The sequence below is a fragment of the Pantoea sp. MBD-2R genome, assembly GCF_039134845.1.
Lineage (GTDB): Bacteria > Pseudomonadota > Gammaproteobacteria > Enterobacterales > Enterobacteriaceae > Erwinia.
This window is the reverse complement of the sequence record NZ_CP152417.1, coordinates 1,724,076-1,736,571: the sequence shown is the minus strand read 5'-3', so window position 1 is coordinate 1,736,571 and position 12,496 is coordinate 1,724,076. Positions and strand designations below refer to the sequence as shown.

The following is a 12,496-nucleotide window of genomic DNA, read 5'->3' as shown; positions in this document are numbered from 1 at the left end:
ATCGATATCAAATTCACGCTGGTGACTGAATAAATTTAGCATATCTCGAGCCTCACGGATTAAATTGATTCATAACAAGATATTATTTAAACATCATCATCCGTGAACACCGACTGTTGTTAAACAATGACATTACTATTAAATAAGATTGTCGTATCATATCATTCTCTGGAAATAACTGAACATTTGATTATCCGGTCATGAATACTGGTTTGTGTTTATTTATACTCGTATCAATTATTTAATATTCACTCTATTTATTAAACCAACCGGCGGCTTTACGCTGCTAATATTCGGCGTGTAGCAGCTGCGCTGGCGTCGGGCCGGGCGGATTGACAGGTGCTTGCAGCTGAGCACGGATCGGAGTCGGCCACCAGCTGCATGAATTCAGCAAAATCCGGCGGCCAGCTGTTGCCGGCCCGGCATCGGTCAACGCACGCCGTCGCCACGCGCCTGAGCGGGTGAGGTGTCTCTGAATAAGTGGCAAGCGATATATACCGCTACAGAACAGCATCCGCCATACCTGCAATGTGCAATGCTGCTGGCCATAATTACGGGACAAAGAATCGGAGACATTTCTGACATGCAGTTTTCGGATATCTGGGATGACATGCTTCACATCACACAGGAGAAAACCGGTTCTCGACTGGCTATTGCGCTGGGGTTGACCTGTGAAGCGATAAATATGTCGCTGCGGGAAGCTGTGGCCAGCTCCATTATTACAACTTTCAAAAAAGCCAAAAACCATTGTGGTTTAACCTGGCCGGAAGGAATTGCACCAGCGTTCCATAAGCAACGCTCCCTATCCGAACGCCTGTATCGGGAACAGGGGCTGGGGACGCAAAAGCTGCTGGGACATAAATCGCAAAAAATGACGGACCGTTATAATAATGACCGAGGGAAAGAGTGGGCGGTGATAGCCGTTTGAACAGCGTATTTCGTAGCCAGTTTTGGGGAGGGCTTTTGGGGAGATTTTGGGGAAAGGCATTTGAATTTAAAAGCCAACATAAAATTAACATCTTATGTTGGCTATATGTTACAGAAAGCGATTACATATTTTTAATAATTGCTTCGCCGAACTCTGAAGATTTCAGCAGTTTAGCGCCGTCCATCAGACGTTCAAAGTCATAGGTAACGGTCTTGGCAGCGATAGCGCCTTCCATACCTTTAACAATCAGGTCTGCGGCTTCGAACCACTCCATATGACGCAGCATCATTTCTGCGGAAAGGATCACGGAACCTGGGTTCACTTTATCCTGACCAGCGTACTTAGGCGCGGTGCCGTGGGTGGCTTCGAACAGCGCGCATTCGTCGCCAATGTTAGCGCCTGGTGCGATACCGATACCGCCAACCTGCGCCGCCAGGGCGTCGGAAATGTAGTCACCGTTCAGGTTCATACAGGCGATAACATCGTACTCGGCCGGACGCAGCAGGATTTGTTGCAGGAACGCATCCGCGATAACGTCTTTAACAACGATCTCTTTGCCGGTGTTCGGGTTCTTAATTTTCAGCCATGGGCCGCCATCAATCAGCTCGCCGCCGAACTCTTCTTTCGCCAGCTGGTATCCCCAGTCTTTGAAAGCGCCTTCGGTGAACTTCATGATGTTGCCTTTGTGAACCAGCGTTACGGAATCACGGTCGTTAGTGATTGCGTATTCGATAGCAGCACGAACCAGGCGTTTGGTGCCTGCTTCTGAACAAGGTTTCACACCAATACCGCACTGCTCAGGGAAGCGAATTTTTTTCACGCCCATTTCGTCGCGCAGGAATTTGATCACTTTATCCGCTTCCGGCGTACCGGCTTTCCACTCGATACCCGCATAGATATCTTCGGAGTTTTCGCGGAAGATCACCATGTCGGTATCTTCAGGGCGTTTTACCGGGCTTGGGGTGCCGGTGTAGTAACGTACCGGGCGCAGGCAGATGTAGAGATCAAGCTGCTGGCGCAGAGCCACGTTGAGGGAACGAATACCGCCGCCAACTGGGGTAGTCAGTGGGCCTTTGATAGCCACGCGATACTCTTTAATTAAATCGAGGGTTTCTTCTGGTAGCCAGACATCCTGGCCGTAAAGCTCTACTGATTTCTCACCGGTATAAATCTCCATCCAGGAAATTTTACGCTCACCGTTATAAGCTTTCTGTACAGCGGCGTCGACGACTTTAATCATCACTGGAGAAACATCAACACCGATTCCATCGCCTTCAATAAAAGGGATAATCGGGTTGTTGGGTACGTTCAACTTACCCTGGTCCAGGGTGATTTTCTGACCTTCCGCCGGAACAACTACTTTGCTTTCCATTAACCTCTCCTTCGAGCGCTTTTTTGTTAATGATTTGTAAGATGCGCGTCAATACTACTTGAATATTCAGTCCGCGCCAATCCTCACCGCTTTGCGTTATAATGCGCTCATTGTGAACAAGTGCAAATATCATGCGTAAATCTCCCGTTATTAATCACCGCCTTAACCGATTCAGCCCGAAGAAAGCCGCCCGTCCGGCAGTAAAGGGGCCGCGCCGTGTTATTGTTTTTAACAAACCCTTTGATGTGCTGCCGCAATTCAGTGATGAAGCCGGGCGCAGCACGTTAAAAGATTTTATTCCTGTTGCCGATGTGTATGCCGCCGGGCGGCTCGATCGGGACAGCGAAGGCCTGATGGTGCTGACCAATGATGGTGTGCTCCAGGCGACCCTGACCCAGCCGGGCAAACGTACCGGAAAAATCTATTACGTTCAGGTTGAAGGACAGCCCTCGGAGAGCGATATTCAGCCGCTGCGGGATGGCGTTAATCTGAAAGATGGCGCCACATTGCCCGCAGGGGTGGATCGGGTCGCCGAGCCCGCGTGGATCTGGCCGCGTAATCCGCCGATCCGTGAGCGTAAAGCCATCCCCACCAGCTGGCTGAAGATCACGCTTTATGAAGGACGTAACCGCCAGGTTCGCCGCATGACGGCGCATATCGGCTTTCCTACCCTGCGGTTAATCCGCTTTGCGATGGGCAAGCTGGAACTCCAGGAACTGCCGCCGGGCGAATGGCGTGATGTTACCGACGAGTTTCCGCTATAACTCACTATTCAATGGCCACAAGGAGTCAGGCATGTTTAAACCACACGTTACGGTTGCCACCGTAGTTCAGGCCGAAGGGCAGTTTCTGGTAGTGGAAGAGATGGTGCGTGGACGCGCGACATGGAATCAGCCAGCGGGCCATCTGGAAGCCAACGAGACCTTGTTACAGGCCGCCGCGCGCGAGCTGTATGAAGAGACCGGCATTGAGGCCGTACCCGAAGCCTTTTTAAAGCTGCATCAGTGGATCGCGCCGGATAACACGCCTTTTTTACGTTTCCTTTTTGCGCTGGATTTACCGAAAGTGCTGCCGACTTACCCTCAGGATCGGGATATCGATCGGGCGCTGTGGCTACCGCCGGAAGAGATCGTCACCGCGAAAAAGCTGCGTTCTCCACTGGTTGCCGAAAGCCTGCGGATTTATCAGCAGGGAACGCGCTACCCGCTCGATATCCTGAGCGCCTTCCAGTGGCCATTTAGCGAGGATGCGCCCGCCGCTGACGCGTGGTAGAATATGCCGCAATTTTAAAGTGCAGCCTTTAACTGCAACTCAAAGTCGGGTATTTCTCATGTCGTTAAGTCAGAAAAAAGTGATCGTCGGAATGTCCGGCGGCGTAGATTCCTCCGTTTCCGCCTGGTTACTGCAACAGCAGGGCTACCAGGTAGAAGGCCTGTTTATGAAAAACTGGGAAGAGGATGACGGTGAGGAATACTGTACAGCTGCGGAAGATCTGGCCGATGCGCAGGCGGTTTGCGACAAATTAGGCATCCATCTGCACACGGTAAACTTTGCTGCGGAATACTGGGATAATGTGTTTGAGCATTTCCTGGAAGAATACAAGGCGGGCCGCACGCCGAACCCGGATATTCTTTGCAACAAAGAAATTAAATTTAAAGCGTTTCTTGAGTTCGCCGCGGAAGACCTGGGAGCAGATTTCATCGCTACCGGCCATTACGTACGTCGTCAGGATGTTAACGGTAAGAGCCAGCTGCTGCGCGGCCTGGACGACAACAAAGATCAAAGCTATTTCCTCTATACACTCAGCCACGAGCAGATTGCACAAAGCCTGTTCCCGGTAGGCGAACTGGCCAAGCCAGAAGTGCGTCGCATTGCGGAAGAGCTGGAGCTGGTTACGGCGAAGAAGAAAGATTCCACCGGCATCTGTTTTATCGGCGAGCGCAAATTCCGTGACTTCCTGGGCCGCTATCTGCCTGCCCAACCCGGTACCATCGTCAGTACGGAAGGCGACGTGGTCGGCGAGCATCAGGGGCTGATGTATCATACCCTTGGCCAGCGTAAAGGGCTGGGCATTGGCGGAACGAAAGAAGGCAGCGAAGAACCCTGGTACGTGGTGGATAAAGACGTCGCGAAGAATCTGCTGGTGGTAGCGCAGGGTCACGAGCACCCTCGCCTGATGTCGGTCGGCCTGATAGCCCAACAGCTGCATCTGGTGGATCGCGAAACATTGACTACCCCGCTGCGCTGTACGGTAAAAACCCGCTATCGCCAGACGGATATCCCGTGCACGGTAACGCCTTTAGGTGCCGATCGCCTGGAGGTTCGCTTCGACGAGCCGGTCGCCGCCGTTACGCCAGGTCAGTCCGCGGTGTTTTATCTGAATGAAGTCTGCCTGGGTGGCGGCATTATTGAAGAGCGCCTGCCGCTGCTTTAACCGCTGTTCCGGGTGGCAAAACGCTGCCCGGTTTATTCCTCTGGCGTTACAGGAGTTACCTTGGCGAAAAATTATTACGATATTACGCTGGCCCTCGCGGGCATCTGCCAGTCGGCTCATCTGGTGCAGCAGCTGGCGCATCAGGGGCATTGTCAGGCGGAAGCCCTACAGGTGTCGCTGAAAAGCCTGGTAGATTTAAATCCCTCTTCCACGCTGGCGGTGTTTGGCGGTGACGAAGCCCATCTGCGCTTCGGCCTGGAAACCCTGTTAGCCGTGCTCAATACCGGCAGCCGTCAGGGCGCGGGGGCAGAGCTGACGCGCTATACGCTGAGCATGATGGTGCTGGAGCGCAAGCTGAGCGCGAATAGCAAAGCGCTGGATGACTTAGCGCAGCGCATCAGCCAGTTAGATCGCCAGCTGGCGCACTATGACTTACATTCCGATACGCTGCTGGGCGCGATGGCCGCCATCTATGTTGATGTTATCAGCCCGCTCGGCCCACGGATTCAGGTGACAGGCTCGCCTGCCGTTCTGCAAAACTCACAGGTTCAGAGCAAAGTTCGCGCCACGCTGCTGGCGGGCATTCGTTCGGCCGTGCTGTGGCATCAGGTTGGCGGTGGCCGCCTGCAGCTGATGTTTTCCCGCAATCGTCTCGTTAACGAGGCGAAGCAAATATTATCTCGTATTCCCCAAACTCATTAACCTTCCAGGAGTTACACTGATGGAATTATCCTCTCTGACTGCCGTCTCCCCGATTGATGGCCGTTATGGCGACAAAGTCAGCCCACTGCGCGATATCTTCAGCGAATATGGCCTGCTGAAATTCCGCGTTGAGGTCGAAGTGCGCTGGCTGCAAAAACTGGCCGCCTGCGCAGAGATCAAGGAAGTTCCTGCATTTGACGCCGACGCAAACGCTTACCTTGATGCAATTGTTGCTAATTTCAGCGAAGAAGACGCCGCACGCATCAAAACGATTGAGCGCACGACTAACCATGATGTGAAAGCCGTTGAATATTTTCTGAAAGAGAAAGTGGAACCGGTCGCCGCGCTGCATGCCGTTTCTGAATTTATTCACTTCGCCTGTACCTCAGAAGATATCAATAACCTGTCGCACGCGCTGATGCTGGAAACTGCACGTCGCGACGTGATTGTTCCTTACTGGAACAAAATCATCGCAGCGGTAAAAGATCTGGCGGTGCAGTATCGTGATATTCCACTGCTTTCCCGTACTCATGGTCAGCCCGCCACGCCTTCCACGCTGGGCAAAGAGATGGCTAACGTCGCTTACCGCTTTGAACGCCAGCTGCGCCAGCTGGAGCGTATTGACGTTCTCGGTAAAATTAACGGTGCCGTGGGTAACTATAACGCCCATATTGCAGCCTATCCGGAAGTGGACTGGCACGGCCTGAGCGAAAGCTTTGTCACCTCGCTGGGCATTACCTGGAACCCGTACACCACGCAAATCGAACCGCATGACTATATTGCTGAACTGTTCGACTGCATGGCGCGCTTCAATACCATCCTGATCGACTTCGACCGCGACGTGTGGGGCTACATTGCTCTGAACCACTTCAAGCAAAAAACCATCGCCGGTGAAATCGGCTCTTCCACCATGCCGCACAAAGTTAACCCCATCGACTTTGAAAATTCAGAAGGCAATCTGGGTCTGGCTAACGCCGTAATGCAGCATCTGGCCAGCAAACTGCCGGTTTCGCGCTGGCAGCGCGATCTGACTGACTCCACCGTGTTGCGTAACCTTGGCGTGGGCATGGGCTATGCGCTGATCGCTTATCAGGCCACGCTGAAAGGCGTTTCCAAACTGGAAGTGAACCGCGAACGCCTGCTCGACGAGCTGGATCATAACTGGGAAGTGCTGGCGGAACCGATTCAGACCGTGATGCGCCGTTACGGCATTGAGAAGCCGTATGAGAAGCTCAAGGAGCTGACCCGCGGTAAACGTGTTGATGCGGCCGGCATGAAAGCTTTTATCGACAGTCTGGCACTGCCGGAAGAAGAAAAAAGCCGTCTGAAACTGATGACCCCGGCAAATTATCTGGGTCGCGCAGTGCAGATGGTTGACGAACTGCCGTAAATCTTTTCGGGCCGGATCTACCCGGCCCGTGTTAACCTCTTGTTTACCTGCTTTAACCTATACTTTTCTTTGATTAAATTCAGGCGTCCGCCAACGATAAAATCTACAGAAAGGATCATGATATGCGCGTATTGATTGTGGAAGATAACCCCCTGTTGCGTCATCATCTGGCCGTTCAGCTGCGAGAAATGGGGCATCAGGTTGATGCCGCTGAAGATGCAAAAGAAGCTGATTACTTTCTTAATGAACACACGCCTGACATTACCATTGTCGATTTAGGCCTGCCTGATGAAGATGGCATGACGATGATCCGCCGCTGGCGGGGTCAGGAAGTGAAGCAGCCTATCCTGGTGTTAACCGCCCGCGAAGGCTGGCAGGCCAAGGTTGAAGCGCTGGAAGCCGGTGCCGACGACTACGTCACCAAGCCGTTTCATATCGAAGAGGTGGTCGCGCGTATGCAGGCGCTGATGCGCCGCAATAGCGGGCTGGCCTCGCAGATTATTTCTCTTCCGCCTTTCCTGGTCGATCTTTCACGCCGTGAGCTGACCATCGACGATCGGCAAATCAAGCTAACCGCGTTTGAATACACCATTATGGAAACGCTTATCCGCAACGCGAGCAAAGTCGTCAGTAAAGATTCGCTGATGTTACAGCTCTATCCCGACGCCGAGCTGCGTGAAAGTCATACCATCGACGTGCTGATGGGACGGCTGCGCAAAAAAATCCAGGCCATACACCCTAAGGATGTGATTACTACCGTCCGTGGGCAAGGCTACCGGTTCGATTTGTAACGGATGCCGCTATTTCGTCCTGAAAAACCATTTTCGCTGCGCGCCCGCTTTCTGCTGGCTACCGCAGCGATCGTGCTGATCCTGTCGCTTTCTTACGGTATGGTGGCCGTGGTGGGCTATGTCGTCAGTTTCGATAAAAACACGTATCGGGTCATGCGCGCCGAAAGTAACCTGTTCTTTACGCTCGCCCAGTGGCAGAACAATCAGCTGACGATTGCCCAGCCAGAACGGGTTACGCTCAATTTCCCGACGCTGGTCTATATCTACAATGAAGATGGTCAGTTGCTCTGGCAACTGCGCAACGTGCCGGAGATCCGCAGCAAAATAAAACGTGAATGGCTCAGGCGTGCGGACTTTTATGAAATCGATGCGGATAACAGCACCAGCCGTCAGGCGCTGGGTAATAACCCGGACGCGCAAAACAAGCTGACCGCCTACGATGATGATAACAACGATACCTTTACTCACTCCGTGGCGGTTAACCGCTATGCCGCCACCCCCTCTCTGCCCGCACTGACCGTGGTGGTGGTGGATTCTATCCCGCAGGAGCTTCAGCATTCTGATGTGGTCTGGTCATGGTTCAGCTACGTGCTGCTGGTCAATCTGCTGCTGGTGATCCCGCTGCTGTGGCTGGCAGCGCACTGGAGCCTGCGGCCTATCGGATCGCTGGCCCGGCAGTTAAGGGAGTTGGAAAACGGCACGCTGGAAACGCTGACGGATGAGCCACCGCAGGAGCTCACCAGCGTGGTACGCAACCTCAATTTGCTGCTGGATAACGAGCGCCAGCGTTACACCCGCTATCGCACCACGCTGAGTGATTTGACTCATAGCCTGAAAACGCCGCTGGCGGTGCTGCAAAGCACGCTGCGGTCGCTGCGTGGCGGGCAAAATCTGTCGGTGGAAGAAGCAGAGCCGATCATGCTGGAGCAGATTGGCCGTATTTCGCAGCAGATTGGCTATTATCTGCATCGCGCCAGCATGCAGGCCGATCATAATGTGCTGAAACGCGAGCTGCATTCCGTATCCGGCCTGCTGGATAAACTCTGCTCGGCGCTGAACAAAGTGTATCAGCGCAAAGGCGTGGTGCTGACGCTGGATATTTCGCCGGAACTGAGCTTTATCGGTGAGCAAAACGACTTTATGGAAGTGATGGGTAACGTGCTGGATAACGCCTGCAAATATTGTCTGGAGTTTGTGGAAATTACCGCACGGCAAACCGATAACGAACTGCATTTGATTGTTGAAGATGATGGGCCCGGCATTCCGGAGAGCAAACGCGATTTGGTCTTTATCCGTGGTCAGCGCGCCGATACGCTCCGTCCCGGTCAGGGACTGGGGCTGGCGGTCGCCAGAGACATTCTGGAGCAATACACTGGCGATATTATCGCCTCCACCAGCGAGCTGGGCGGCGCGAAAATGGAAGTGATTTTTAAGCGCCAGGAAATGCTGCATGGCGAAGAATAATTACGACCGCTGCAAGCTTAAGCAGCCGAACGCTAAATGCTTTACCCGGGACGCCGCCAGCGCTGTTATAATCGGGTAAATTCAGCGTCTCAGGAACTCTCATCATGGACTATCAGCTCGATCTTAACTGGCCCGATTTTATCCAGCGCTACTGGCAGAAACGGCCCGTGGTGCTTAAGCGCGGCTTTAAAAACTTTGTCGACCCGATCTCACCTGATGAGCTGGCGGGTCTGGCAATGGAAAACGAAGTCGACAGCCGCTTAGTGAGCCATGAAGAGGGCAAATGGCAGGTCGCTCACGGCCCGTTTGAAAGCTACGATCACCTTGGTGAGAACAACTGGTCGCTACTGGTTCAGGCCGTCGATCACTGGCATGAACCTTCCGCCGCGCTGATGCGCCCTTTCCGCTTTTTGCCTGACTGGCGTACCGACGATCTGATGATCTCTTTCTCTGTGCCAGGCGGCGGCGTTGGCCCTCATCTGGATCAGTATGATGTGTTTATCATTCAGGGCACGGGCCGCCGTCGCTGGCGCGTGGGCGAGAAAGTGGCGATGAAACAGCATTGTCCGCATCCGGACCTGCTTCAGGTCGAACCTTTCGATGCCATCATCGATGAAGAGATGGAACCGGGCGATATTCTCTATATTCCACCAGGGTTCCCGCACGAAGGGTATTCGCTGGAAAGCGCCATCAACTATTCCGTGGGCTTCCGTGCGCCAAGCGGCCGTGAGCTGATCAGCAGCTTTGCCGACTATGTGCTCTCCCGCGAGCTGGGCAGCTATCGCTTTACCGATCCGGACGTGCCTGCTCGTGAAAACACGGCGGAAATCCTGCCGCAGGAACTCGACGGTATTCGCGCCATGATGCTGGATGTGATTAATCAGCCGGAACACTTCACTCAGTGGTTTGGCGAGTTTATCTCTCAGTCACGCCACGAGCTGGATGTCGCGCCGCCGGAGCCGCCTTATCAGCCGGATGAAATTTACGATGCGCTGCAACAGGGCGATAAGTTACTGCGTCTGGGCGGGCTGCGTGTGCTGTCGGTCGGTGATGCCGTGTTTGTGAACGGCGAGCAGATTGAGTCGCCACATCGTCACGCATTGACCGTTCTGGCTAATCAGCATGCTATTAGCGCAGAAGATCTGACAACCGCGCTGGACGACCCATCCTTCCTCGCACAGCTGGCAGCGCTGGTAAACTGCGGCTACTGGTATTTTAGCGAAGAAGAATAATCGCAAAGTCTGCGCATCCCGCCCAGCCGTAAAATTGGGACGCGCCCATGAGGGGGTTGTGGGGATGCCAGCAGGCGCGACATAAGCCGTCCGGAAAGAGGCGAAAGCCGCGTTCATACCTGTTGGACCTGGGCCTTCTGTGGCCCAGGACGCTTTCCTGAAGAAACGTGTTCCCCTGCTTTGCGTGTCTCAGCCCCGTTCGGGCACGCTATTTTCTGGCCTGTTCAGCCGTCAGGGCCGCAATACGCATAATCACCGTCACCGCTTTTTCCATATTATCCAGCGAAGCAAACTCGTGCTTGCCGTGATAGTTGTAGCCGCCGGTGAAAATGTTTGGACAAGGCAGGCCCTTAAACGACAGCGCCGCCCCATCCGTTCCCCCTCTTATCGGCTTCACTTCCGGCTCGATACCGCAGTCCCGCATCGCCTGTAGCGCAAGATCGATAATGTGAGGATGCGCCATCACTTTTTCGCGCATATTGTAATAGCTGTCTTCGACAGTCACTTCGATCGCCACGCCCGCCTGTTGGTTACTGGCAAGAGAAGCGGCGATATCACGCATGACCTGCTTACGCGCGGCAAAATTATCAGGGTCAAAATCGCGAATGATGTAATGCAGTTCGGCTTTATCCACGCTGCCCTTAATACCATGCAGATGGTAAAAACCTTCAAAGCCGGCCGTCTGTTCCGGCACCTCTTTTTCCGGCATGGCCGCGTGAAAACGCATCGCCAAATCGAGCGCGTTAACCATCACGCCTTTCGCCGTGCCTGGATGCACATTGTTGCCGGTGATTTTTACCGTCGCCGAGGCGGCATTGAAGTTTTCATATTCGAATTCACCCACGCCGCTGCCGTCAATGGTATAGCCCCACTGCGCGCCAAATGCTGTAACGTCAAAACAGCTGGTGCCTTTACCAATCTCTTCGTCGGGCGTGAAGGCAATGCGAATGTCGCCGTGGGGAATATTTTCGCTTTTCAACCGCGCGATTGCCGTCATGATTTCCGCAACGCCCGCTTTATCATCGGCACCTAACAGCGTTTTGCCGTCGGTGGTGATCAGCGTGTGACCGGTCAGGCTGTGCAGGACAGGGAACATTACCGGCGAAAGGATTTCATCGCCCATTCCCAGCGCAATGTCTCCACCGCGATAATTTTCCACGATTTGTGGATTAACGTTTTTTCCCGTGAAATCCGGCGAAGTGTCTACGTGGGCAATAAAACCGATGGTCGGTACCGGCCAGGGAACCGTCGCTGGCAGCGTCGCCATAACGATCCCGTGTTCGCTGAGCGTGATATCGCTCAGGCCCAGCGTTTCTAACTCTTCCTTCAGCACCCGCGCCAGCTGCCACTGCCCTTCCGTACTGGGAACCTGCCGCGCATGGGCTTTGGATTGCGTATCGATTGATACATAGTGCAAGAAGCGATCGAGTAAATTAGTCATCTGCCTTCCCTCTGAATGCGAACGTTTATTATTAATAACTTTACCGGGGAGTTTATTGCGTCAGGTCAGTTCAACGTCCAGTCTTCCTGCCATCCTGGCTAACGCCTTGCTGTGCGGCTTAGCGGATAGTGGATGAGACTGTGAAATTTTGCGCTTACCTTTCCCGGGTTTTGGTAGCTGTGCGCACAGTCAGCCTGAAAACGTAAACCTTCTCCCGCCTTCAGCGTATGCCATTCTGCCCCGATCGCCAGCCTTAATACGCCATCAATGACCACCACATGCTCAATCACGCCCGGTTCATGCGCAGAAGATTCACTTAGTGCACCCGCAGCCAGTTCGACTTGTAGCATGTCGAATCCTAACTGACTGTCAAAAGGAAAAAGTGAACTGACCTGCATCGCCGCATTCGACTGACGAAAACGTAGCGCTTCGCCACGGCGTAAGGTTGTTTGATCCGGCTCGGGGTCGTTGAGAAAAAGGGAAAAAGGGACGTTAAAACCGGTCGCGATTTTCCACAGCAGCGCAATGGTGGGGCTGGACTCTTCCCGTTCGATCTGACCCAGCATTGCTTTACTGACGCCGGTCTCCAGCGCGGCCTGACTCAGGCTCCATTCACGGGCCAGCCTCAGCGATTTTAATATCCTGCCGGGCGCAGGGCGAGTTTCGCTCATAAATTCTCCTTGAAAAAGGCAGTATAGCGCTTGTGCGTTATAACGCACAGTGCTAGTTTGTGCGTTATAAC

At 53.6% G+C, this 12,496-nt stretch carries 11 protein-coding genes and 1 pseudogene; 9 read left to right on the top strand and 3 right to left on the bottom strand.

Features of this window, described 5'->3' with window-relative positions:
- Positions 1 to 466: 466 nt before the first annotated feature.
- Positions 467 to 928, top strand: a pseudogene (locus AAGQ96_RS08065) (integrase); the annotation flags it as partial.
- A gap of 121 nt (positions 929 to 1,049) precedes the next feature.
- On the opposite strand, the gene icd reads toward AAGQ96_RS08065, so the two are convergent.
- The gene (icd, locus tag AAGQ96_RS08060; protein ID WP_147196995.1) at positions 1,050 to 2,300 is read right to left on the bottom strand and encodes an NADP-dependent isocitrate dehydrogenase; all 1,251 of its coding nucleotides are present in this window, start codon (positions 2,298 to 2,300) and stop codon (positions 1,050 to 1,052) included.
- 131 nt (positions 2,301 to 2,431) lie between these two features.
- Here icd and rluE point away from each other — a divergent pair, with 131 nt between their 5' ends.
- From rluE to AAGQ96_RS08020, 8 genes are all read left to right on the top strand, one after another.
- On the top strand, positions 2,432 to 3,064 hold the full coding sequence (gene rluE / locus AAGQ96_RS08055) for a 23S rRNA pseudouridine(2457) synthase RluE (RefSeq protein ID WP_147196993.1): 633 nt from the start codon (positions 2,432 to 2,434) through the stop codon (positions 3,062 to 3,064).
- A 31-nt stretch (positions 3,065 to 3,095) separates the two neighbouring features.
- Entirely contained in the window at positions 3,096 to 3,572 is a 477-nt protein-coding gene (locus AAGQ96_RS08050) for an NUDIX hydrolase (RefSeq protein WP_147196991.1), read from the top strand.
- 58 nt (positions 3,573 to 3,630) lie between these two features.
- The gene (mnmA, locus tag AAGQ96_RS08045; protein WP_342755225.1) at positions 3,631 to 4,734 is read left to right on the top strand and encodes a tRNA 2-thiouridine(34) synthase MnmA; all 1,104 of its coding nucleotides are present in this window, start codon (positions 3,631 to 3,633) and stop codon (positions 4,732 to 4,734) included.
- A gap of 60 nt (positions 4,735 to 4,794) precedes the next feature.
- Positions 4,795 to 5,436: a high frequency lysogenization protein HflD gene (hflD, locus tag AAGQ96_RS08040; RefSeq protein ID WP_147196987.1), complete on the top strand. Its 642-nt coding sequence runs from the start codon at positions 4,795 to 4,797 to the stop codon at positions 5,434 to 5,436.
- A 19-nt stretch (positions 5,437 to 5,455) separates the two neighbouring features.
- On the top strand, positions 5,456 to 6,826 hold the full coding sequence (gene purB / locus AAGQ96_RS08035; RefSeq protein WP_342755224.1) for an adenylosuccinate lyase: 1,371 nt from the start codon (positions 5,456 to 5,458) through the stop codon (positions 6,824 to 6,826).
- Positions 6,827 to 6,948: 122 nt separating this feature from the next.
- Positions 6,949 to 7,617, top strand: a complete 669-nt coding sequence (gene phoP, locus AAGQ96_RS08030) for a two-component system response regulator PhoP (RefSeq protein ID WP_147196983.1) — start codon at positions 6,949 to 6,951, stop codon at positions 7,615 to 7,617.
- A gap of 3 nt (positions 7,618 to 7,620) precedes the next feature.
- Positions 7,621 to 9,081, top strand: a complete 1,461-nt coding sequence (phoQ, locus tag AAGQ96_RS08025; RefSeq protein WP_342755223.1) for a two-component system sensor histidine kinase PhoQ — start codon at positions 7,621 to 7,623, stop codon at positions 9,079 to 9,081.
- Between the two features lie 104 nt (positions 9,082 to 9,185).
- Positions 9,186 to 10,313, top strand: a complete 1,128-nt coding sequence (locus AAGQ96_RS08020; protein WP_342755222.1) for a cupin domain-containing protein — start codon at positions 9,186 to 9,188, stop codon at positions 10,311 to 10,313.
- A gap of 208 nt (positions 10,314 to 10,521) precedes the next feature.
- Here AAGQ96_RS08020 and pepT read toward each other — a convergent pair whose 3' ends face one another.
- Together pepT and AAGQ96_RS08010 are read right to left on the bottom strand one after the other, a co-directional pair.
- A complete protein-coding gene (gene pepT / locus AAGQ96_RS08015; RefSeq protein WP_342755221.1) occupies positions 10,522 to 11,754 on the bottom strand; it encodes a peptidase T in 1,233 nt (410 codons plus the stop codon).
- 98 nt (positions 11,755 to 11,852) lie between these two features.
- On the bottom strand, positions 11,853 to 12,425 hold the full coding sequence (locus tag AAGQ96_RS08010) for an XRE family transcriptional regulator (protein WP_342755220.1): 573 nt from the start codon (positions 12,423 to 12,425) through the stop codon (positions 11,853 to 11,855).
- Positions 12,426 to 12,496: the final 71 nt, after the last annotated feature.